Genomic DNA, 25018 nt, shown 5'->3' on the forward strand with positions numbered 1-25018 from the left:
GGATTCGTTCTTTCGCAGCGAGTGTCGGAGCAAGGGTATGGGTAGCATCCAAGCAACGCCCGATGCGGGCGAAACGGGCGTTTTAGATCTTGTCACGAAGGTCGAAGAAACCTCTGACATCGCCTTGTTTCTTCGGGATATTGCAAGCAAGGACATCCGGGTCTCGCTGATCGGCGACAAGCTCAGATGCACCGGCCCGGTAGCGTTATTGCAAGGCCCGCTGGGCCAGCAGATTCGCGATCTGAAACCGGCGATCATCGCGCATCTTGCCTCCGTCTCGGACGCGATCCCGGCGCGTGGGCTGACGCTTGCGGCGCTGTCGCCCGCGCAGGCCCGCCTGTGGCTGGTCGAGACCATCGATCCTGCCGCCGGCCATCACATTCCCTTCGCCATCGAGGCCACCGGCGCGCTGGATGTCGCCGCGATGACCACCGCGCTGACCCGAATCATGGACCGGCACGTGGTCCTGCGCCTGCGGATTGTCCAGCGAGAGGGCACGGTCTGGCAACAGACTGCCGCGCCGTCCGCGCCGCCTGTTCACCATATCGATGCGCGGGGTCTGGCCGATACAGACATCGCGGCCCTTATCGCCGATGAAGCCGCGCGACCCTTCGATCTGGCCGATCAGCCGCCGCTGCGGGTTTCGGTCCTTGACTGCGGCGATGACCGCCGACTGTTGCTGTTCACGCTGCATCACATCGCCGCCGATGGCAGTTCGGTCGAGATCCTGATGGCCGAATTTGCAGCCTTCTATCGCGAGGCGGTGACCGGCCTGCGCAGCACCCTGCCCGACCTGCCGATCCAGTATGGAGACTATGCCGATTGGCTGAACGGCGAGGAAGGCTCGGCCCGGCACCTTGCGCAGATGCGGTTCTGGCGCGAGCAGCTGGGCGAGGATCTGCCGGTCACTCGCCTCTCCGGCGATTTCCCGCGGCCGCCAGTTCAGGACCATCGCGGCGCGCTGCACCCGCTGACGATCCCTGCCGATCTGACGACCCGGTTGCGGCAGCTTGGCGCGTCTCATGGCGCCTCGCTGTTCGCGGTGCTGCTGGCGGCATTCAATCTGCTGGTCCATCGCCATACCGGCCAGCGGGATGTGCTGATCGGCATCCCCTCGGCCAATCGCAACCGTGCCGAGACCGAGCCGCTGGTCGGCCTTTTCGTCAACCCGCTGCCGATCCGCAGCCGCATCGATCCCGCCGCCGGGTTTGGCGCGCTGCTGGACGAGGTCCGGGGGAATGTCGTCGCGGCGCTGGACCATCAGGATGTGCCGTTCGAAGAACTGGTCGCGGCGTTCCAGACCCGCCGCGATCCTTCGGCCAGCCCGTTGTTCCAGTTGAAATTCCAGCTCGACCGCGCCCCGCGCGAGGTGCTGGACCTGCCCGGCGTCAGCCTGCGCCGCCTGCCGCGTCAGGGCGGCACCGCCCGCCACGATCTGAGCCTTGATCTGGTCGAGGGTCCGGGCGGTGTTTCGGGCCATCTGGAATTTGCGACCGCGTTGTTCCGTCCCGAAACGGTGGCGGCGCTGGCTGGCCACTATCTGAACCTGCTTGTCGCCATCGCCGCGGACCCCGATCAGCCGGTCGCGCTGTTGCCGATGCTCGGAGCCGATGAACGTCAGCGCCTGCTCAACGACTGGAACGACAGCGCGCGGGAAATCGACCCCGCCCAACGCTTCCCGGCGCTGTTCGAGGCGCATGCCAAGGCGACCCCGGACGCCATCGCGGTCGAGTTCATTGATGGTGAGCGGATCACCGAAGAAACTTATGCCGCGCTGAATGCCCGCGCGAACCGTCTTGCCCATGCGCTGCGGGCAGCGGGTGCGGGGCCGGATCGGATCATCGGGATCGCGCTGGATCGCGGTATCGACATGGTGGCGGCATGGCTTGCCGTGCTGAAATCCGGCGCGGCCTATCTGCCGCTGGACCCCGCTTATCCCGCCGACCGGCTGGCCTATATGCTTGCCGATTCCGGCGCGGAACTGGTGCTGTCGCACAGCCATATCGGCCTGCCCGAAGGCATCGCCCGCTGGAATCTTGACGAAAGCTGGCCGGACGGTCCCGAGACCAACCCGATCCCCGGCGCCGACCCTGACGATCTTGCCTATCTCATTTACACCTCCGGTTCGACCGGGCGGCCAAAAGGAGTCGAGATCCCCCATGCCGGGCTGGTCAATCTGACGCTGGACAAGCTGCAGACCTGTGGCCCGCGTCCGGGGGGCAGGGTCATGGGGTTCTTCAGCTTCTCCTTCGACGCTTCGATCCCCGATCTGGTGATGGCGCTTGGCTCGGGCGGGCGGCTGGTCACCGCACCCGCCGCCGATGTCCTGCCCGGCCCGTCGCTGGCGCGGATCATGCGCGACCGGCGGGTGACGCATCTGACCATCACCCCCTCGGCTTTGGCCTGCCTGCCCGATGCCGATTTCCCCGACCTGCGCATGGTGCTGGTCGGGGGCGAGGCTCCCGCGCCGGAACTGGTCGGCCGCTGGTCCACGGGACGGCTGTTCATCAACGCCTATGGGCCGACCGAATGCACGGTGAATGCCTCGATGGTGCCTTGCGGCAATGGTCACCCGGTAGAGCCGACGCTGATGCCGCCAGCGAACAAGCGCCTGCATGTGCTTGACGAGGCGATGGAATTGCTTCCCCCCGGCTGCGCGGGAGAGCTTTATATCGGCGGCCTTGGGCTTGCGCGCGGCTATCGCGCCCGGCCCGATCTGACGGCTGCGGCCTTCCTGCCCGATCCCTATGGCCCGCCCGGCGCGCGGCTTTACCGCACCGGCGACCGGGCGGTCAGGCTGGCCGATGGCCGCATCCGCCTGCTGGGCCGGATGGACGATCAGGTGAAGATCCGCGGCTTCCGTATCGAGCCGGAAGAGATCGCCCGCACCTGCCGCCGTCACCCGTCGATCGAGGCCGCCGTGGTCGCCCCCCGCAGCATTGCCGGGATGGGGCAGCGGCTGGTGGCATGGCTGGTCGCCCGCGCGCCGGTCAGCGATGCGGACCTGCGGGCACATCTGCTGACCACGTTGCCGCGCCATATGATCCCCGACGATCTGGTCTGGCTTAACGCGCTGCCGCTGACCGTCAACGGCAAGCTGGATCTGCGCGCCTTACCCGACCCGACGCCCGGCCACGGCAAGGGCCGCGCGCCCGAAGGCCCGACCGAGACCGCGCTGGCCGCGATCTTCGCCGATCTTCTGGGCATCGCCGATCCGTCGGCAGAAGATGATTTCTTCGATCTCGGTGGCAATTCGCTGATGGCGACCCGGCTGGTCGCGGCAATTGCCGACCGGCTGGGCGCGACGCTGAAGGTGCTGGACCTCTTCGACGCCTCGACCATCGCCGCCATGGCGCAACTGATCGAGGGTGGCCCGGCCCACGCAAACGACGATTGGCGTGCCGATCTGACGCTTGACCCGGCGATCCGACCGGCAGGGCCGTTCCGCAAGGGTCTGGGCGATCAGGTGCTGTTGTCCGGCGCGACCGGCTTTGTCGGCGCACATCTTCTGGCCGAATTGCTGTCCGATCCCGCGCAAAAGGTGATGCTGCTGGTCCGGCAGGACGGCGTGCTGCCGATCCGGCAGGTATTCGAACGCTACGGCCTGCCCACCGACAACCTTGCCCGCGTCACCCCGATCAAATCCGATCTGGCCGCGCCGGGCCTTGGCCTGACCCCCTCGAACCGGCAGCGGATCGTGGCACAGACGACCTCGATCCTGCATTGCGGCGCGCGGGTCCATCATGCCACCCCCTATCGTGGCCTTGCCGCCACCAATGTCGCAGGCACAGTCGAACTGCTGGCACTTGCAGCCGAGGCGCGTTGCCCCTTCCACCACATCTCGACCCTCAGCGCGCTGATGCCCGGTGACGCGGTAATCGCCGAGGATGTGACGGCCCGTGACGTTCCCGCCCCGGCAGGCGGCTACAACCAGACCAAATGGGTGGCCGAGCAACTTGTGGTGCAGGCGGCGGCACGCGGCTTGCCGGTGACGATCCATCGGCTGGGCTCTGTCTCGGGCGACAGCCGGACGGGCGCCTTCAACGAGGCCGACATTCTCAGCCGTCAGGTGCAGGGCTACCTGACCGAAGGCGCGGCGCCCGAAGGCACGGCGCTGATCAACATGATCCCCGTCGATTACGTCGCCCGCGCGATCTGCCAGCTTGCCGCCGATCCCGCGCATGAGGGGCGGATCTTCCATCTGACCCATTCCACCCCGGTCACGTCCGACGCCCTCTTCGCCGCGATGGAGGCCGAAGGCCACGCCCCCCGCCGCCTGCCCGCCCAAGACTGGCAGGCGCTGATGGTGCGCATCGCGCAGGGCGCGCCCGATCATCCGCTTTACCCGCTGGCGGCCCTCGGTGGCGCGCAGGGCTTTACCGGCAACCGCTGGCCCTATTCCTGCACAGCCACCCGCACCGCCCTTGAAAACCTGCCCGAGCCGCCGCTGACCGAGGCGCTGTTGCGCCTTTACGTCCGCGCATTGGCCGCAGCCCTGCCCCCGAAGGAGACCCGGCCATGACCGATTCCCGACCCGATACCGAGGCTGCCTATGATGCATGGGCATGGCTCTATGACCGCACCCTTGGTCCCGCCTATCGCGACCGCAAGATGGCGTTTCTGGAACGCGCTTTGCTGTCGGAACTGCCGCCCAGCGCGCATGTGCTGGACCTTTGCTGCGGCACCGGGCAGATGATCGCGCCGATGGCCGCGCATGGCTTTGCCGTCACCGGTATTGACCTGTCCGCCGACATGCTGCGCCATGCCGCGCTGAACGTGCCGCAGGCGGTGCTGAAGCAAGGCGATGCCCGCGATTTCACGCTGGACCGGCCGGTCGCAGGCGCGGTCTGTGCCAGCGCCTCGCTGAACCACATCCCCGGCCTCGACGATCTGGAGCGGGTTTTCCGCTCGGTCCATGCGGCGCTTGAGGATGGCGGCATCTTCGTCTTCGACATCAACCATCCGGCGCAGATGACCCGGCACTGGCTGGGCCAACCCGCCGCCGGAGAGATCGCCGCCGATTACGCATGGATGATCACCCCCCGCTATGATCCGGCAAGCGCGACCGGCGCGTTCCGGGTGGATATGTATCGCCGACCCGACGGCGCTTCCTCGACCGGCCCGGCACTGTGGCGGAAGCTGCTGTCACGCCCGCTGATGCGCTGGCGGAGGATGGCGCTGCTGGCCGATTTCGCCCGCCGTCATCCCGACTGGGATCATCGCGGCGAGGATTATCCGATCCACGGCCATGACCTTGCCGGTGTCCGCGAACGTCTGGAGGCGGCGGGCTTCGACGTCCGGATGGAGACATTCAGCGGCAAGGGCGCGGTCGATGCCGACAATGCCGCCTGTTTCATCGCCCGCAAACGCCCTGCGGCAAGTGCAATGGAGGCTGCGGAATGAACGCGCTGACCCCGACCGACCTGCCCGATATCGTCTCCGAAACCGTCGCGGCCTTCGCCGCCCGCACCGCTGGATCGAAGGCGCTGGCGGAACAGGCACGACCTGTGCTGGCCGACAAGACGCCGCTGTCGATGCCGTTCAGCCCGGCGCTGAAGGAAGCCTATTATCCGATCGTCGCCGACCGCTCGGAAGGGGCGTATCTGACCGATATCGACGGCAATCGCTATGTCGATATCCTGATGGGGCTGGGCTGCAATCTTTTCGGCCACAACCCCGCCCCGATCCGTCAGGCGCTGGAGGCGCGGCTGGCGCAGGGCATCCAGATCGGCCCGCAATCGGAAATCGCCGCCGAGACGGCACAACGTTTCGCCGCCCTGACCGGGCATGAACGGGTGACCTTCTCGACCACCGGAACCGAGGCGGTGATGACGGCGATCCGGCTGGCTCGCGCGACGACCGGGCGGCGGCGGATTGCGGTGTTCACGAACTCTTATCACGGCCATGCCGATACCGCGCTCTTCAAGGCGAAGCGGCTGGAATATATCCGGCGGGGCGCATTGGCGCGGGCCGGGCAAGGCCCGCTGAAAGCGCTGCGACCGCTGCTGGAACGGCTGATGATCACCGGCGCGCAGCCGGGCTTTGCCGGTATTCCGGCTGGGATCGGCGGCGATATCATGGTTCTGGACTATGCCAATCCCCGCGCGCTGGACATCCTGCGCCGTAAGGGCCGCAGCCTTGCCGCCGTGCTGGTCGAGCCGGTCCAGAGCCGCAACCCGGAACTGCAACCGCGCGACTTCCTGCACGAATTGCGCCGCGTGACCGAGGCGACCGGCACCGCGCTGATCTTCGACGAGATGATCTCGGGCTTCCGCGTGGCGCAGGGCGGCGCGCAAGAGCATTTCGGCGTCCGCGCCGATCTGGCGACCTATGGCAAGATCGCGGGCGGCGGTCTGCCGCTGTCGCTCATCGCGGGCTCGGCGCGGTTCATGGACCGGGTCGATGGCGGGCAATGGCAGTTCGGCGATGGCTCGGGGCCGGATGTGCCGACGACGATGTTTGCGGGCACCCATGCCCGGCATCCGCTGTCGCTGACGGCAGCTTTGGCCGCAGCAAAGATGCTGCAAGAGGCCGGGCCGGAATTGCAGCAACGCCTGAACGCCAGCACCGGCACGCTGGTCGAACGCCTGAACCTTGCGCTGGCGGGTCAGGGTCTGGCGGTTCGCTTCACCTCTTTCGGCTCTTTCTTCGCCATCGACGGCAGCGCCAGCCGCATGGACCCGGTGGCGGGACCGTTGCTGTCGCTGATCCTGCTGGCGGGCGGGCTGCATCTGCGACCGGGCGACCGCGGCGGGTTCCTGTCCACCGCCCATGGCAAGGAAGAGCTTGATTTCATCTTCACCGCCTTCAGCACCGCGCTTGACCGTCTGGGCGCGGCTGGCCTGATCCGGCGGGTCTGACGAGGGATGCGTATGAGCGACGACATCAGCGACTATATCGTGACGATCAGCGAGGATGGCCGCCACGCCATCTGGCCGGGCTTTCGCCCGCTGCCATGGGGCTGGCGTGCCGAGGGCTATCGCGGCAGCCGCGAGGCCTGCCTTGCCCATATCGCCGTCATCTGGACCGAGATGCGCCCCACCCAAACAGCCACAGGGGCACCGGCATGACCTATCCCGACGGATTATCGCTGCCGCGCCCGGATGAGCGTGACGAGGATCGCCGCAGCACCGCCTCGATCCGCCCGGCGATGCTGGATCTGATGCTGCCAGCCGAGCTTCCCGCCGATCTGGTCACCAATCCGGCCGAGGCCGCGCTGATCGCCCGCACCCTCGACGGGTTCCTTGATGCGCTGGATCTGCCCGAACGGCGCGGCGCGCGGTGTCAGGCGCTGCTGGCCTCGCTGGGCCATGCGGGCAGCGGCGGCGTTGCCGGTGTCGGGCAAACCGACATCCCGGCAAAGACCGCCGAGGTCGAAGATTTCGACCGCTATTTCAACGTCCGCCGCGTCGCGACCGACAGCCCGGCGCTGACGCTTCTGCGCGGGCTTTTGCAGACCGCAACTGCCGTCCTCAGCCTTGCCGAACGCGGCAGCCTGCCCCCGGCCAAGGTCGCCCGTCAGGTGCAGGGTTTCGCAAGCTATGCCAGACTTCTGGAACGGCTCTGCAATCTCGATCCACGGACCGGGGCCGTGCAGCAATGACCCCGACCCCGCCCGCCCCCCGCGAGATCTGGCAGGAATTTCACTGGGCCTTCTTCCTTTACACCCAGGGTTTGATCCTCTGCCTGAAGCGTTTCGCCTTCCTCTTGGACGCGAACCGCATTGACGCAGCGCGTGGCGAGCTTGAGACGGCGGCGGAACTCATGCGCGCCTCGGCCACGGCGATGCAACTGGCGGGCAGCTTCACGCGCGAGGAATACGAAACCGATGTCCGCGTCTCGATGACGCCGCCGAATGTCCGCTCGGACGGGTTCAGCGGGCTGATGTCATGGGAACACGGGGTGCTGGTGAACGTCTGGCGCAACCTGCGCCCGCGTTTCGCTGATCTGCCCGAGGCTCTGGCCGAGGCGCATGAGGGCTTCGCCCGCGCCTATCGCGACATGGCCGAGGGGCATGTCCATGTCTGCTCGCGCTTCGTCGGCGATGGCGCGCCAAGCCTGCGTTATGACAACCGCGAGGCGCTGATCTCGCTGCGCCGCTTTGGCGAAAACCGGCTGGCGACCATCGACCCGAACGGCGTGGTCCCGAAACTGGGCGAGCCGACATGAACGCGCGGATACAGGACATCTATCCGCTGGCCCCCGGTCAGGGCGGGCTATTGTTTCACGCGCTTGGCGGCGGCAGGCCCGGCGATGACGTGATCCAGATCCGCATCGACCTGACCGGCCAGTTGGACGAGACGCAGGAGCAATCGGTCTGGCAGGCTCTGGTCGCACGCCATGACGCGCTGCGGACGGCCTTTGTCTGGAAAGGGCAAAAACAACCGCTGCAGGTGGTCGGCCATAAGGCAGCGCTTGCCGTCACGCTCACCGATCTTTCGGAGCTGCCGCCCGAAGCGCAGCAGGAGCACCTGACCGGCTGGCTTGCCAAGGACCGTGCCGCAGGTTTCGACCTTTCCCGCGCCCCCCTGTTGCGGGTGAACCGCTTCCGGCTGGGCAATTTGCGGCACCATCTGGTCATCACCTTCCACCATATCGCGCTGGATGGCTGGTCGATCCCGGTGCTGTTGCGTGAATGGGTCGCGCTTCTGGCAGGTCAGACGCTGCCCGCAGCGGCCCCCTTCCGCGACCTGATCGCATGGGTCGGCGCACAGGACCGCGACGCGGCCCGGACTTTCTGGCGCGATGAACTGGCCGGACTTCCCGCGCCGCGCGATCTGGCCTTGCCAGCGCCGACCGCTGCGCCGACGACCCGTCGTAGCGACCTGTCGCGCACCCTGCCGGAAGCCGAAACGCGCGCCCTGACCGAGACCGCGCGCCAGAACCGCGTCACCTTGGCGACCGTCGTCCAAGGCGCATGGGCCGCCCTTCTGTCCCGCAGTATGGGCACCGACGATGTGGTCTTCGGCCTCGCCCGCGCCGGTCGCCCCGCCTCGCTTCCGGGGTCAGAGACGCGGGTGGGCATGTTCCTCACCACGCTCCCCGTCCGCGCGCGGATGGAAAGCCAGCGTCCACTCGCTGACTGGCTGCGCGATATGCAGGACCGCCAGACCGCACAGGCCGCGAATGAACATCTGCCGCTGGCCGAGGTTCTTGCCGCATCCGGCCAGCGCGGCGCGGCCCTGATGCAAAGCGCCGTGGTGTTCGAGAACTACCCGACCGAACCCGCCCTTCTGGGCCAGTTACCGGGCCTGACCATCGAAGCGATCGAGGTGCTGGAACAGACCGGCCTGCCGCTGACACTTTACGCGATGCAGCGGAACGGGCTGGACCTGCGCCTTCTTTATGATGCGGCGACGGTAACCGAGGATGCGGCCCGTCTGGTGCTGCAAGACGTGGCAGGCGTGCTGACCACCTTTGCCACCAATCCCGAAACGCGGCTTGCGGACCTGACCATCCATTCGCGCGCCATCGCAACCACCGCCCCGACGGCGATCCCTGTTACGGGCGAAGCGCTGCCGGCGCTGGCCCGGATTTGGCAGGAATTGCTGGAAAGCCATCCACCGACGGCAAACGACAACTTCTTCGATCTTGGCGGTCATTCGCTGCTGGTCATCCAGCTACAGGACCGCATTCGCCGCGATCTGGCCCTGAATGTCGAGATCGCTGACCTTTTCCGCCACGCCACGCTGGGCGCGCAAAGCGCCCATCTGGTGCGGCTGACCACCGGCCATGTGCCAGAGACCGAAACTCGCAGCGATGCCCGCCAGACCGGCGCGGCCCGCCTGCGTCAGCGCCGTGCGCTGACCCATATGACCGGACCCAAAGAACATGCCTGAGGACAGAATGGCAGAAACATCCGTTTCCACCGGCGCCGAAACCACCGGCCTCGAAATCGCCATCATCGGCATGGCGGGCCGCTTTCCCGGCGCGCCGGATATTGCGCATTTCTGGCAGAACATCAGCGGCGGCGTCGAAAGCATCACGCCGCTTGACCGCGACGCCCTGCACGCCAAGGGCGTGCCCGACGCGCTGCTGGATGCGCCCGATTTTGTGGCGGTCGGTGCGCCGCTGGACGGCTCTGACACATTCGATGCAGGCTTCTTCGGCTATTCTCCGGGCGAGGCCGAACTGCTTGACCCGCAACAGCGGATCTTCCTTGAATGTGCGTGGCACGCGTTGGAAGATGCGGGCCATGCGCGGTCAGGCGGCAAGGCCGCGATCGGGGTCTATGCCTCGGCGGGGATGAACGGCTATCTGCTGAACCTCTACGCCAATCAGCGGCTTCGGGGCAGCGTTACACCCTATGAAATCTTCACCGCCAACGACAAGGATTTCCTTGCCACAAGAACAGCTTACAAGCTGAACCTTCATGGCCCGGCAGTGACCGTGCAGACCGCCTGCTCATCCTCGCTGGTCGCGGTCCATATGGCGGCGCAGGCGCTGATCGCCGGGGAATGCGATATGGCGCTGGCCGGGGGCGTGGCGCTGTCGCGGCAGGACGGATACCGCGCGATGGCGGGCAGCATCCTGTCGCCGACCGGCCATTGCCGGGCCTTCGACGCGCAGGCGGACGGAACCATTGCCGCCAATGGCGTCGGCATCGTGGTGCTGAAACGGCTGGAGGATGCTCTGGCCGATGGCGACCGCATCGACGCGGTGATCCGGGGCAGCGCGATCAATAATGACGGCGGCGGCAAGGCCAGCTTCACCGCGCCCGATGTGGACGCACAGGCGCAGGTGATCGCGGCGGCGCAGGCTGCGGCGCAGGTCGGACCGGACCAGATCAGCTATATCGAGGCGCACGGCACCGGCACCCATCTTGGCGACCCGGTCGAACTGACCGCGCTGACCCGCGCCTTCCGGCAGGGAACCGACCGGGTGGGCTATTGCGCCATCGGCTCGGTCAAGACCAATATCGGCCATCTCGATACGGCGGCGGGCGTGGCGGGCCTGATCAAGGCCACGCTGATGCTGCGCCATCGGAAACTTGCGCCCAGCCTGCATTTCACCGCCCCGAACCCCCGGATCGATTTCGCGTCCAGCCCCTTCGCGGTCAACACCACCCTTCGCGACTGGCCCGGTGACGGTCCACGCCGGGCTGGCGTGTCCTCGTTCGGGATCGGCGGCACCAATGCCCATGTCGTGCTGGAAGAGGCCCCTATTGCGCCCGTCACCCGCAACGATGCCCCGCAACTGCTGACCCTCTCGGCCAAGACGCCCGAGGCGTTGGCTCAGGCCGCCGCTGCCTTGGCCGAGCGTCTCGACAGCGGTCAGGTGACGCTTGCCGATACCGCCTTTACCCTTGCGAATGGCCGTGAGCCGTTCCGTTTTCGCCACGCCATCGCCGCCGCTTCGTTGGCCGAGGCCGGCGCACATCTTCGCGCCCTGCCCGAACCCGTCGAGGCAAACGGCGCGCAGCCGGTTTTCCTGTTCCCCGGTCAGGGCAGCCAATATCCCGGCATGGCCCGCGCGCTTTACGACACGGTTCCCGCCTTCGCCGCGATCCTGAATAATGCGGGCCCCGAGGCGCTGCGCGTCCTCGAAGCGGGCGACGACATTCACCAGACGCAGAATGCGCAACCGGCGCTGTTCGTCATGGAATACGCGCTGGCGCAGCTTTGGCAGCAGATGGGCATCACCCCTCGGGCCATGCTGGGGCATTCGCTGGGCGAACTGACCGCCGCCTGCATTTCGGGCGTTTTCAACTTCGCGGACGGGTTGGCGCTGGTCACGGCGCGCGGGCGGCTGATGCAGCAGGCACGTCCCGGCGCGATGCTGTCGGTGATCCATCCGGGGCAAGACCTCGCCCCCCTTCTGCCCGAGGGGGCGGAAATCGCCGCCCTGAACGGGCCGGGCCTCAGCGCCGTCTCGTGCGATTTCGCCAACATCGAGGCACTGGAGGCGCGGCTGTCGCAGGAAGGCATCGCCCATCGTCGGCTGAAAACCTCGCACGCCTTCCATTCCGCGTCGATGGATGACGCCGCCGCTGAATTTGCGAAAGCCGTCGCGGCCATCCGCCTGAACCCGCCGCAAATTCCGCTGCTGTCGAACCTCACCGGCACATGGCTGACCGATGCCGAGGCGACCGACCCCGCCTATTGGGCCGATCACCTTCGCCGCAGCGTCCGCTTTGCCGAGAATGCCGCCGAGGCGCTGAAACTTGATGCGCCGGTGTTTCTGGAACTTGGACCGGGCGCGGCGCTGACCCGGCTGGTCATGGAACAGGGCGCAACCCATGCCGTGCCGGGGGTCGAGGCGGGCGCGGACGGGATGCAGGCGCTGCTTGCGGCGACCGGCGCTGCATGGTCGGCGGGGCTTTCGCCCGACTGGCAAAAGCTGCTGCCATCGGGCGGTCGGACCGTCTCGCTGCCGGGCTATGCCTTCCAGCGACAGCGCTACTGGATCGAGCCGGACGCAGTCCCGCAACAGTCGGCGCGCGCCGGTGACGCCCGCGTCTGGCTGCGGACATGGAAGCGCGCCGCCCTGCCCGTCCCGACAGCGAAGTCGCGTCGGAACTGGCTGATCTTCGACGATGGCAAGGCCGGGCGCGGCTTGGCGCAGGCGCTGGAGCGTGGTGGCGATGATGTCTGGCGGATCGAGCGCGGCACGGATTTCGCCGAACCGGGCTATCGCAGCTTCTCGCTGCCGGATGACGGTGCGGGCGTGGCCGATCTGATCGCCACGCTGACCGGACGCGGGATGATGCCCACTGACATCGCCTTCCTCTGGCCGTCGCGGGCGGCGCTGAAGGCGCTGATCGCGGCGCTGGCGCAGGCACCTCGTCCCTTGCGGCTGACGCTGATCACGCGCGGGGCGGCGGATGTCACCGGCGCGGAAACACTGACTCCGGACAGCGGTGATCTGATGGGGCTGATCGAGGTCGCGGGGCAGGAATATCCGTGGCTTGGCTGCCGTATCCTCGACGCCGACCCCGCTGGCACGGCGGATGAGGCGGCATGGCTGCGGCAGGCATTGCTGGCCGAAAACGCGCCCTTTGCCGCCAATCGCAGCGGCCGTCACTGGCGGCTGTCGCATGAGGCGCAAGAGGTGCCCGCAGGCGACACCGCCCTGCGCCGCAATGGCGTCTATGTGGTCGCGGGCCATGTCGCGCGCGGGATCGGGCAGGTCTGGGCGGAACGCCTTGGCGGGGCGGACGCGGTGCGGCTGGCGCTGATCGAGGACCGGCAGGCCGAGCCGGTTCATCTGGCTGGCGACAACGCGCTGCGGCTGACCGCCGATTGCACCGATCCTGCCGAGCTCGGTCGCGCTCTGGATCAGGTCGCGGCGAAATGGGGCCGGATCGACGGGATTTTCCTCTCGACCCCGTTCAGCGATGCCGAGATGACCGCTCCGCTGGCCCTTTTGGGTGAAGCGCAGGAAACGGCAGTCGATCGCACCTGCATCCAGCCGCTGAAGGCGCTGGCTGCGGCTGTCGCCACGCGCAAAACCGGCTTTGTCATGGTGCAGTCGTCGCTGTCATCGGTCATCGGCGGGCTTGGCCTTGCGGCCTATGCGGGCGCGCATCACCATGCCGATCTGATGGCAGTGGCGCAGGATCGCGGCACACAGCCCGACTGGTATGCGGTCGGCTGGGACGCGCTGACCAGCGGCCCGACGCAGCGCGGCAACAGCGTTTTGGAAGCCTTCGCGCTGACCCCCGATCAGGTCTGGGACGCCACCCGCCGCATCCTTGCCGCCAAGGCAACCGGCCACAGCATCGTCAGCCGCGGCGATCTGGATCAGCGCCGCGCCGAATGGCTGAACCCCACGCCGAAAGAGCAGGAAGAAGCGGCAACGGGCCGCAAACGTCCGGCGCTCGACACCCCCTTCGTGACCCCCGATGGCCCGATCCAGACCGAGGTGGCGCGGATATTGCAGGATCTTCTGGGCCTCGACCGGATCGGCGCGAATGATGGCTTCTTCGAGCTTGGCGGCCATTCGCTGCTGGCGATCCGCGCCATTGCCCGGCTGCGCGAAGCGTTCCCGGTGCAGATCGAGATGCGGGAATTGCTGCTCGACAATCCCTCGACCGCCAGCATCACCCGGCTGATCGAGACGAAGCTGGCAGGCGACGGCGATCTTGCCGCCCTGATGGCCGAGGTCGAGGGGCTGAGCGAGGACGAACTGCGCGCCGCATTGGCCGAGGAGGTATCGCCATGACCGCCGTCACCGATCAGCTTGCCCGCCTGTCGCCGGAACAGCGCGCCCTGTTGCTGCGGCGGATGGCCTCTCGCAAGGCCGAAACCGGGATTCCGCGTCGCCCGGATGACGGCCCCGCGCCGCTGTCCTTTGCGCAACGGCGGCTGTGGTTCGTCCAGCAACTGAACCCCGACAGCGCCGCCTATAACATGATGAACGTGCTGCGCCTGCGCGGTCCGCTGAACGTTACCGCCATGCAGCGGGCGTTCGAGACGCTGACCGACCGTCATCACGCCCTGCGCAGCCGCTACCGGATCGGCACGGACGGTGCGCCGCTGCAGGAACTGGCCAAGGCCCCGTCCCTGCCGCTGATCGACCTGACCACGGAAACCGATCCCGAAACCGCAGCCTATGCCCGCATCGCCGACATCACCGCCCGCCCCCATGATCTGAGCGGCGTTCCGGTTCGCGCGGGCCTCATCCGCCTTGCCGCCGAGGATCACGTCCTTGCCATCGGCCTGCACCATATCGCCGCCGACCGCTGGGCATTGCAGATCATGGTTCGCGAATTGGCGATCCTTTACGATGCCTGCAGCCGGGGTCAGTCGGACCCACTGCCCCCGGTCCCGCTGCAAATGGCCGATTTCGCCCTCTGGCAGCAGGGTCAGTCCGATGAGATGCAGCGGCAACTGGACTACTGGCGCGAGCGGCTTTGCGATGCCCCCGCGCTGGATTTGCCCCGCGATCACCGCCCACAGCCGGGCAAGGTCGCGCCGGGTGGCTTTTTGCCCTTCGCGCTGGACGCCCAACTGACCGCAAAGGCGCGCGCGATGGCAAGCCGGCGCGGCGTCAGCCTTTACACGCTGATGCTGGCCGCCTTTGCGGCGCTGATGTCGCGCTATGGCGATACGGATGATGTGGTGCTGGGCAGCGATGTCTCGAACCGGGCGCGGCCCGAGACGCAGGGGATGATCGGCCCGCTGGTCAACACGCTGGTGCTGCGCACCGATCTGTCCGGCAATCCCTCTTTCGCCGAAGCGCTGGCCCGGACCGAAACGGTCCTGCGCGATGCCTTTGCCCATCAGGATGTGCCACTGGATCAGGTGGTCGAGGCGCTGAACCCGGAACGGCGCGCGGATGAAATGGTGCCGCTGTTTCGCGCCAAGCTGGATTTGCAACAGGCCGAAACCCTGCCGGACGCCATCCATGGCCTGCGGATCGAGCGTTTCCCATATGAGGAACGCGCCGCGAAATACGAACTTCGGTTCAATCTGGAAGATTTCGCTGACCGGCTGGCGGGGCGCGTCGAATACCGCGCCGATCTTTACGAGCCCGACACCATCGCCCGCATGGCCGCGCATTTTCAGCGCCTGCTTGCCGCGATGCTGGACGCGCCCGAGACGCCCTTCGCCGATCTGCCGATGCTGACCGAGGCCGAGACGCGCGATTTGCTGGCGCTGGCCCAAGGCCCTGACCTGCCATCCCACGCGCCGACGCTGCACGCGGCATTCGAGGCGCAGGTGGACCTGACCCCGCACGCCCCGGCGCTGTGGCAAAACCAGCAGACGCTCAGCTATGCCGAACTGGACGCGGCCGCCAATGCGGTCGCGGCGGCGCTGATCGCCCGCGAATTGCCGCCCGAGACGCGGGTTGGAATCTCTATGGGCCGCTCACCCGCGTTGGTCGCGGCAGTGCTGGGCGTGCTGAAGGCCGGTTGCGCCTATGTGCCGCTGGACCCGGCCTATCCCCAGGCACGGCTGGCCTTTGTTGCCGAGGATGCAGGTGCCGGTCTGGTGCTGACCGATGGCCGGATGCCGCCCTTCGCCGCCGCCGAACTGATCGACGTGACCGCCCTGCCCCCGGCTCCACGTCCGGAACCGCGTGGACGGGCCGAGGGGCTTGCGGTGATCATCTACACCTCCGGCTCGACCGGCCAGCCAAAGGGCGTGGTGCTGGAGCATCGCAATATCCTGTCGCGTGTCGCCTGGGCGCGGGACGCCTTCAGCGCCGAGGAACTGGCCGGGGTGATGTTCGCCACCTCTGTCTCCTTCGATCTGTCGCTGTTCGAGATTTTCGCCACGCTGGCCAATGGCGGGCGCATCGTGCTGACGCAAACTCTGCTGGACCTGCCCGACCTGCCACCCGAGGCGGGCGTGACCATGCTGAACACCGTCCCCAGCCTGCTGCGCGAACTGGTCAAGCATCACGACTTGCCTGCCAGCATCCGCGCGGTGAACCTTGCGGGCGAATTCTTCCCGCCCGCGCTGCTGGACCGGCTGCTGGAATTTCCGCTGCTGGGCAAGATCAACAACCTCTACGGTCCGACCGAGGATTCGATCTACGACGCCGGCAATCCGGTGCAGGACGAGCCTGAACGCCCGATGCCCATCGGTCGCCCCTTCCCCGGCACCCGGCTGCATATCCTCGACCGTCACGGCAATCTGTTGCCGCGCGGCGCGGCGGGTGAAATCTGCCTTGGCGGGGCCGGGCTTGCGCGCGGCTATCTGAACCGCCCGGAACTGACGGCGCAGAAATTCATCGCCGATCCGTTCGGGCCGGGCCGTCTCTATCGCAGCGGCGACCGGGCGCGGTGGCGGGCCGATGGCCGCATCGACATCCTTGGCCGCATCGACGGACAGGTGAAACTGCGCGGCCAGCGGATCGAGATCGGCGAGATCGAGGCGGTTCTGGAAGCCCATCCAGACGTGGCCGAGGCTGTGGTGATGGCAACCGGCGAGCCGGGCCAGACCGACCGCCAGCTTGTCGCCCATCTGGCACCGCCTCCGGGTCGCCATGTCACTGCACCGGCCTTGCGCACGCATCTGGCGGCGCTTCTGCCCGCGCATATGGTGCCGCAGCTTTGGAACATCACCGATGTGCTGCCGCGGATGCCCAACGGCAAGATCGACCGTCGCGCGCTGTCGGCCATGGACGTGACCGGCAGCACCACCGGACCGGTCCCCCCCGCTAACGAGACCGAGGCCCGGATCATCGCGCTGTGGCAGGATCTGCTGGGGCAAGATGGCATCGGGGCCGAGGATGATTTCTTCGCCCGTGGCGGTCATTCGCTGCTGGCGATGAAGCTGGTGATCCGGCTGAAGGACGCGTTCGGCGTCGATCTGCCGCTTGGCGCGCTGTTCAACGCGCTGACCCCGCGACTGCAGGCGGAACTGGTGGCGGGCGCCGCGCCCGCGCCCGATGACTCCGACGACCTGACCGCAGGACTGTCGGATGAGGAAGTCGAGGCCCTGCTGGCCCAGATGAGCAATGAGGAACCCGTCCGGTGAACCAGATCGATCTTAAATCCCTTGATCCGGCGCAGAAACGGGCGCTTCTGGCGCAGCGGCTGAAATCGGCGGCGCAGGCGGGCGAGGTGATCCATGCACCGCTGAGCGCGGCGCAGCAGCGGCTGTGGTTCATCGACCAGATGCAGCCGGGCCAGTCGGTCTATACGATCACCGCCGCCCTGACGCTGGAGGGCGTGCTGGATCAGGCACGTCTGACCGACGCGCTGGACCGGATCAGGGCGCGGCATGGCAGCCTGCGCACACGCTTCACCGATCAGGATGGCCAGCCGGTCCAGAAGATCGATCCGGCGACGCCCCTGCCGCTGACGCATCACGATCTGACTGCCGCACCGGGGACGCTAGACGAGGTGCTGGCCGCTTTCACCGCCGAGCCCTTCGATCTTGCCACCGGCCCCTTGGTCCGCTGCGCGCTGATCCGCCTTGGCGCGGAGCGGCATGTTCTGGCCTTCGCCGCCCATCACATCATCGCCGATTACCGCTCGTTACAGATCATGATCGCGGAACTGGCGGCCTTCTATGATGGCCGCGCCGCCACGATCCCGCCTCTGTCGCTGCAATATTCCGATCACGCACTGGCCCAACGCCGTCGCGCGCCCGAGCTTGAGCGGCAGGCGGATTACTGGCGCGAAACGCTGTCCGGGTTGCCGCCGCTGCTGGACCTGCCGACCGATCATCCCCGCCCCGCACGTCAAAGCCATCAGGGCGCGCGCCATCGCTTCACCCTGCCCGACACCGTAACGGCGCGGATCGAGGCACTGGCCCGCGACCGTGGGGTCACTCCGTTCATGGTGCTGCTGGCCGGGTTTCACCTGCTGCACGCGCGCTATACCGGCAGCGCGGATATCTGCATCGGCACCACGGTCTCGAACCGGGACCGGGCCGAGTTGCAGGGGCTGGTCGGCTATTTCGTGAACACGCTGGCCCTGCGCTGTCCGGTTCAACCGGATGATACGTTCGACAGCCTGCTGACCCGGTTGCGCGGGGCGGTGACCGGCGCGATGGTGCATCAGGAGCTACCGTTCGAGCAGGTGGTGGACCTTGCCGCGACCGGGCGAAGCATGGCCCATGCGCCGCTGTTCCAGTCGATGTTCAACCTGCATGAGAAACAGCCCGACCGGATTGCCTTCGACGGGCTGGTGGCCTCTCCCCTGCCGCTGCCGGGCGGGAATGCCCGCTTCGATCTGTCGCTGGACCTGTTCCGGGGCGAGCAGATCACCGGCGTTCTGGAATATGCGACGGCGCTGTTCCAGCCCGAAACGGCAGAGCGGATGGCCCGCGATTATGTGCGCCTGCTGGACGCCGCAAGCGCCGATCCCGCGCGCCCGCTGGCCGGAATTGCGCTGGTCGAAGGCGACGATCTTGCCCGGCTTTCGGCGCTGAACGACAGCGCCCGACCGATCCATGAAAGCGATCTTGCCAGCCTGATCGCCGCTGCAGCCTCACAGAGCAACGCCACCGCGCTGATCGCAGGCGAGCATCGGTTAAGCCACGTTGAACTGGACGCCGCCGCGAACCGGCTGGCGCATTATCTTGCACCGCAGGTGACACAGGGCGCGCGGATCGCGATTTGCCTTCCGCGCACCGCCGATCTGGTCGTGGCGCTGCTGGCGGCGCTGAAGCTCGGCGCGGCCTATGTGCCGCTGGACCCGAACCATCCGCCGAAACGGCTGCAACTGATCCTTGAAGATGCCGCCCCCGCGCTGATGTTGACGGCGGGCAGCGTTCCGGTGACGCCCGATTGCACCGTGATCGACCTCGACAGCAACCGGGACGCAATTGCCGCCTGTCCGGCCACGGCCCTGAACCGCCCTATCACCGGCGACGATCTGGCCTATGTCATCTTCACCTCGGGCACGACCGGCAGGCCGAAGGGTGTGCCAATCCGGCAATCCGCGCTGGTCAACCTGCTGACCAGCATGGCCGAACGACCCGGCATGACCGATGCCGATACTCTGATCGCCGTCACCACCCCCGCTTTCGACATCGCCGCGCTGGAACTGTTCCTGCCGCTGCTGACCGGCGGCACGCTGGTTCTGGCCGACCCCTATGACGTGATCGACGGTCACGCGCTGGCCGCCCTGATCTCCCGGACCAAGGCCACGCTGATGCAGGCCACCCCCGCGACATGGCGGCTGCTGATCGAGGAAGGCTGGCAAGCCCCCCAAGGCTTCCGCGTCCTGACCGGGGGCGAGGCACTGGACCCGGCACTGGCACGGGATCTGCTGAATGCGGGTGGCGAAGTCTGGAACCTCTACGGCCCGACCGAGACGACGATCTGGTCCGCCTGTGCCTACATCTCTGACGCGGATGCCGCCCGCGCCCTGATCCCGCTGGGCCAGCCGGTCGCCAATACCACCCTGCATGTGCTGGACGCGGGCGGGCAGATGTGCCCACCGGGCGTGGCGGGCGAATTGCATATCGGCGGCGCGGGCCTGTCGCCCGGCTATCTGGACCGCGCCGACCTGACCGCCGACCGCTTCGTCACTATCCGAGGCGAGCGGCTCTATCGCACCGGGGACCGGGCGAAGCGCCTTGCCGATGGCACGCTGATCTATCTCGGTCGGCTGGACTTTCAGGTGAAGCTGCGCGGCTTTCGCATCGAGCCGGGCGAGATCGAGGCGCAGCTTGCCGCCGATCCCGAGGTCGATCAGGCCGTCGTCTCGCTGCATGGCGAGGGGGATGATGCCGCGCTGGTCGCCTATTGCCGCTCGACCGCACTGCCCGAGGTGTTGGAGCCGCGCCTGCGCGCGCGCCTGTCCGAGACCGTGCCGGGCTATATGATGCCCGCTGCTTTCGTCGTGCTGGACCGCTTTCCGCTGAATGCCAATGGCAAGGTGGACCGCGCCCGCCTGCCCGCGCCTGCCAGCCGCGCCGGGATCACCGCCGGAAGCACCTCTGGGCCACGCACCGGGACCGAGGCGATCCTTGCCCGGCTCTGGCAAGAGCTTCTGAACATCCCCGCCCCGGATCGCGATGCCGATTTCTTCGCTCTGGGCGGGCATTCCCTGATGGCCATGCGGATGATCGCAAGGCTGCCGCATGAAGGAAACCGCGCCGTGCCGCTGCGACTTCTGTTCGAAAATCCCCGCCTTGCCGATTTCGCCGCCGCGCTGGATGGCGCAGGCCTGATCCGACCGGGCACCGTCGCGCCGATCCCGCGCCTGCCCGAGAACGCCGAACGAACGCTCTCTTTCGCGCAGACCCGGCAATGGACGCTGGCGGCGCTTGATCCGGGGCAGTCAGCCTATAACCTGCCCGCCGCCCTGCGCCTGACCGGCGCGGTCGAGGCCGACCGCCTTGCCCGCGCATGGGAACTGGTCGCCAAGCGGCACGAGGTTCTGCGCAGCGCCTATCCGGCGACAGCGGGCAAGCCGGGGGTGGCAATCCTTCCGGGACTTTCGCCCATGGCACAGGACGACACGACCGAGACTGCCCTGCCCGACACTTTGCGGACCGAGGCGGCGCGACCCTTCGACCTGTCGCGCGGTCCGCTGGCCCGGTTGAAGCTGTGGCGGGTCGGGGGCGATCATGTCCTGCTGCTGGTCCTGCATCACATCATCGGCGACGCCCTGTCGCTGCAGATCGTGCTGCGCGACCTGATGCAGATCTATGCCGCGCTGGATGCCGATCCGGCGCATCGTCCCGCGCCGCTGCCGGTGCAATATGCCGATTTCGCGGCATGGCAACGCCAGCAGGATCTGGACCGACACACCCGCTTCTGGGTAAACCACCTGCGCGGCGCGCCGCCGCTTCTGGATCTGCCGACCGATTTTCCCCGCCCCGCGCGGCAGGGCTTTGCCGGTGGCAGCGTCGATTTCACCCTGCCCGCAGTCAAGGCGCAGCGCCTGCGCGACCTTGCCGCCCGGCATGGCGCGACGCCCTATATGGCGATGATGACCGCCTATGCTGCCCTGCTTGGCCGCTATGCCGAGACGGACGAGGTGGTCATCGGCACCCCCGTCACCGCCCGCCCCCATCCTGATCTGGAAGGCTTGGCGGGGATGTTCGTCAACACGCTGGCCTTCCGCCTGCCCGCCCGCGACGACAACGGCTTCGGCGCGTTGCTTGATACCTGCCGCGACCGGGTTCTGGCCGGGCTTGAGCATCAGGACGCCCCGTTCGAGCGGATCGTCGAGGAACTGGAGCCCGAACGAAGCTGGAGCCACAATCCGGTGTTTCAGGCGATGTTCTCGTGGAAAACGCGCGAGGGCACGGAGGATGTGCAGGGCACGCCCGACTGGCAGCCGCTGCGGATCGACAGTAGCACCTCGAAACTGGACATCACATTGGGCGTGCTGGACCGGGGCGATGATTTCGCGCTACGGATCGAATATCGCCGCGATCTGTTCCGGCCCGAGACGGCCGAGAATATGGCACTGGCCTTTCAGGCATTGATCGATGCGCTGCTGGATGCGCCCGATCTGGCGACCGACCGGCTGTCGCTGCTGCATCCCGATCAGGCCGCGCAGATCGCGGCGTGGAACCACACCACCCCGTCGCCGCAAAGCGGGCCGCAGCTCCTGCATTCGCTGTTCGCGCAACAGGCCGCGAGTTCGGGTGAGCGGCTGGCTGTTCGGGATATGCAGGGCGCGATCACCTATGCCGCGCTGGACCGGCGCAGCGATGTGCTGGCGGCGCATCTGCAAGGCAAGGGCATCGGACGCGGCGACCGCGTGGGGATCGCCCTGCCGCGTAACATCGATCTGATAACGGCGCTGCTGGCGGTTCTGAAGACCGGCGCGGCCTATGGGCCGCTGGACCCGCGCTATCCGGCCGAGCGTATCGCCTATATCGCCGGGGATGCGCAGCTTGCGCTGATCCTTGGCGCGGGCGGGATGGATCTGGCGGGCTTCTGGGACGGCGCGCCGGGACAGGGTGAGACCCGAAACGGCGAGGCGTCGCGCCCCTCTGTCGTGGACAGCGATCCGGGTGATCTGGCTTACCTGATCTATACCTCCGGCTCGACGGGCAATCCGAAGGGCGTGGCGATCCGGCATCGCAATGCGGCGGCGCTGATCCGCTGGGCCGAGGGGGCCTTTGCGCCTGAGGAACTGGCGGGGATGCTGGGTTCGACCTCGATCTGTTTCGACCTCTCGGTCTTCGAGATTTTCGTCACCCTGTCGCTGGGCGGCACGCTGATGCTGGTCGAGGATTTGTTCGCGCTGCCAGATGCGCCTTTCGCGGATCAGGTGACCCTGATCAATACCGTGCCCACGCCCATGGCCGAATTGCTGCGCCTTGGCCCGCTGCCCGGCTCGATCCGCACCGTCTGTCTTGCGGGCGAGGTGCTGCCCCCCGCGCTGGCGAAACGGCTGCATCAGGAACCGGGTGCGCCGAAGGTCTGGAACCTCTACGGCCCGTCCGAGGATACCACCTATTCGACAGGCATGATCCTGCCGCGCGAGGGTGGCTTCAACATCGGCCAACCGCTTCCCGATACCCGCGCCTATGTGCTGGACGCGCATGGCCAGCCGGTGCCGCCCGGAATGCCGGGTGAGCTTTACCTTGCCGGGGCGGGCGTGGCGCAGGGCTACTGGAACCGCGACGATCTGAGCGCGGACCGCTTCCTGCCCGATCCCTTCGCGGGCGACGGCATCATGTATCGCACCGGCGACAAGGTGCGCCGCACGCATGACGGCAGCCTCGACTATCTCGGGCGGGGCGACCGGCAGGTGAAGGTGCGCGGCTTCCGGGTCGAACCGGGCGAGGTCGAGACGGCGCTGACCCTGATCCGCGGCGTCACCGGCGCGGCGGTGGATATCTGGCGCGACGCAGACGGCAATGCACGCCTGACCGCATGGGTCGAGGGCGATGTCCGCACCCCCGATCTGACGGCAGCGCTGGTCGAGCGTCTGCCCGCCCATCTGGTGCCGACGCTCTTCGTGGTGGTGCCTGCTTTGCCGCGTCTGCCGAATGGCAAGCTGGACCGCAAGGCGCTGCCCGCGCCCAATGCGGCCGAGGCCTCGATGCCCGATCAACGCGCCGAGCCTCAGCCGGGGTTGGAGACGCGGCTGGCGGCGATCTGGCAGCGGGTTCTGGGCGTCGAGACGGTCAGCCGTCAGGACAATTTCTTCGCCATCGGCGGTGACTCCATCCTTGCCATTCAGGTGGTCGCACAGGCGCGTGAGGGCGGGATTGCGCTGTCTCCGCGTGATCTGTTCCAATATGGCGATCTTGCCGCGCTGGCCGAGGCGGCGGCGGATCGCAGCCTGACCGATACCGCAGGCGGTCCGGTCACCGGGCGGCAGGCGCTGACGCCGATCCAGCACTGGCTGTTGAACCGCGATCTGCCGCAGGCGGATCGCTGGAATCAGGCCATGGTGCTGACCCCTGCCCGGCCGCTGGATCCGGCGTTGCTGGGCCGGGCGTTGACCATGCTGTCGGACAGCCACGACGCGCTGCGCGCACGCTTCCGCAAGGGCGATGCCGGTTGGGAACAAAGCTATGCCGAGCCGGGATTGGGTGTGACCTTGGTGCAGGCCAGCGGCGATGTGACCGAGGCGGCGACCGGCCTGCAATCGGGTTTCGATCTGACAGACGGTCCGTTGTGGGGCGCGGCTTTGGTTCAGACCGGGGACGGTCAGCGGCTGGCGGTCGCGGCGCATCACCTGCTGGTCGATGGGGTGTCATGGCGCATCCTGCTGGGCGATCTGCAACGGATTTATCTGGCGTTGGAAGCGGGCATTGAACCCGAGCCTCTGCAACGCGGCACCAGCGCCGGGGCATGGGCCGATTTCCTTGCCGACAGCCCGCTGCTGGCCGCCGAACTGCCCTATTGGACCGAAATCGCAGCGCAGACCGCACCGTCGCTGCCGCTGGCCGAGGTGGCGGATACCGAGGGTGCGGCGGATCGTCTGGACAGCCGGATCGATGCCGACTTGACCCGGCAGGTGCTGCATGACGTGCCTGCCGCTTATCCGGTCACAGCGCCGGAACTGCTGGTCTCGGCGCTGTATCTGGCGATGCGCGACTGGACCGGGGCCGAGGCGCTGGCGGTCGAGATGGAAAGCCATGGCCGCGCCGATCTGTCGCCGCAGATCGATCTGAGCCGCACCGTCGGCTGGCTGACAGCGGCCTATCCGGTGCATCTGACGACGCCGGATGCGCGCCCCGAGGACGTGCTGCGCATGGCCAAGGAAAGCCTGCGCCGGGTGCCGAACGAAGGTGTCGGCTATGGCGTCCTGCGGATGGCGGGGGCTGTTTCGTCCGCGCCCGCGCAGGTCCGGTTCAACTATCTGGGTCAGGCCGGGGGGCTGTTGTCCGCCGACAGCCTGTTGCGTCCCGCCCCGGAAGGCGCAGGCCCGGCACGCGGGGCGGAAAACCCCCGCGATGTGCCAATCGAGTTGAACATCATCGCCGGTGACGACGGGCTGCGGCTTGGCTGGAACTATGGTCCGGCCCGGATCGCACCTGCCGCGATGGCCGCGCTGGCCGATGGTTTCGCCCGGCATCTGGACGCGCTAACCCGGCATTGCCTGACCGGCGAGGATGCCGGTTTCACCCCATCGGACTTTCCCGACATGGATCTGGGAATGGACGATCTTGAAGACCTCTTGCGGAGCCTCTGA

At 67.5% G+C, this 25018-nt stretch carries 10 protein-coding genes; all 10 read left to right on the forward strand.

What is annotated here, in order from left to right; all coding sequences use genetic code 11:
- Nucleotides 1–37 precede the first annotated feature (37 nt).
- The 10 genes from JJJ17_RS08565 to JJJ17_RS08610 are packed head-to-tail and all read left to right on the forward strand — an operon-like array spanning nt 38 to nt 25018.
- Complete coding sequence (locus tag JJJ17_RS08565; protein WP_200685428.1) at nt 38–4522, forward strand: non-ribosomal peptide synthetase; 4485 nt, start codon at nt 38–40, stop codon at nt 4520–4522.
- Entirely contained in the window at nt 4519–5403 is an 885-nt protein-coding gene (locus JJJ17_RS08570; RefSeq protein WP_200685430.1) for a class I SAM-dependent DNA methyltransferase, read from the forward strand. Before JJJ17_RS08565 ends, JJJ17_RS08570 begins: the two co-directional genes overlap by 4 nt.
- Nucleotides 5400–6860 carry an aminotransferase class III-fold pyridoxal phosphate-dependent enzyme gene (locus JJJ17_RS08575; RefSeq protein WP_200685431.1) on the forward strand — a complete coding sequence of 487 codons (1461 nt, stop codon included), beginning with the start codon at nt 5400–5402 and terminating at the stop codon, nt 6858–6860. Before JJJ17_RS08570 ends, JJJ17_RS08575 begins: the two co-directional genes overlap by 4 nt.
- A gap of 12 nt (nt 6861–6872) precedes the next feature.
- Nucleotides 6873–7070 (forward strand): MbtH family NRPS accessory protein, encoded by a 198-nt coding sequence (locus JJJ17_RS08580; protein ID WP_200685433.1) that lies wholly within the window; start codon nt 6873–6875, stop codon nt 7068–7070.
- Nucleotides 7067–7603 carry a hypothetical protein gene (locus tag JJJ17_RS08585; RefSeq protein WP_200685435.1) on the forward strand — a complete coding sequence of 179 codons (537 nt, stop codon included), beginning with the start codon at nt 7067–7069 and terminating at the stop codon, nt 7601–7603. The genes JJJ17_RS08580 and JJJ17_RS08585 overlap by 4 nt, the downstream gene beginning before the upstream one ends.
- Nucleotides 7600–8169 carry a hypothetical protein gene (locus JJJ17_RS08590; protein ID WP_200685437.1) on the forward strand — a complete coding sequence of 190 codons (570 nt, stop codon included), beginning with the start codon at nt 7600–7602 and terminating at the stop codon, nt 8167–8169. The genes JJJ17_RS08585 and JJJ17_RS08590 overlap by 4 nt, the downstream gene beginning before the upstream one ends.
- A complete protein-coding gene (locus tag JJJ17_RS08595) occupies nt 8166–9839 on the forward strand; it encodes a condensation domain-containing protein (protein WP_200685439.1) in 1674 nt (557 codons plus the stop codon). The genes JJJ17_RS08590 and JJJ17_RS08595 overlap by 4 nt, the downstream gene beginning before the upstream one ends.
- Before the next feature lie 7 nt (nt 9840–9846).
- On the forward strand, nt 9847–14163 hold the full coding sequence (locus tag JJJ17_RS08600) for a type I polyketide synthase (RefSeq protein ID WP_200685441.1): 4317 nt from the start codon (nt 9847–9849) through the stop codon (nt 14161–14163).
- Complete coding sequence (locus tag JJJ17_RS08605) at nt 14160–17429, forward strand: non-ribosomal peptide synthetase (RefSeq protein ID WP_200685443.1); 3270 nt, start codon at nt 14160–14162, stop codon at nt 17427–17429. Before JJJ17_RS08600 ends, JJJ17_RS08605 begins: the two co-directional genes overlap by 4 nt.
- Nucleotides 17426–25018: a non-ribosomal peptide synthetase gene (locus JJJ17_RS08610; RefSeq protein ID WP_200685445.1), complete on the forward strand. Its 7593-nt coding sequence runs from the start codon at nt 17426–17428 to the stop codon at nt 25016–25018. Before JJJ17_RS08605 ends, JJJ17_RS08610 begins: the two co-directional genes overlap by 4 nt.

Origin of the sequence: Paracoccus caeni, from assembly GCF_016629665.1 — a bacterium.
GTDB lineage: Bacteria > Pseudomonadota > Alphaproteobacteria > Rhodobacterales > Rhodobacteraceae > Paracoccus > Paracoccus caeni.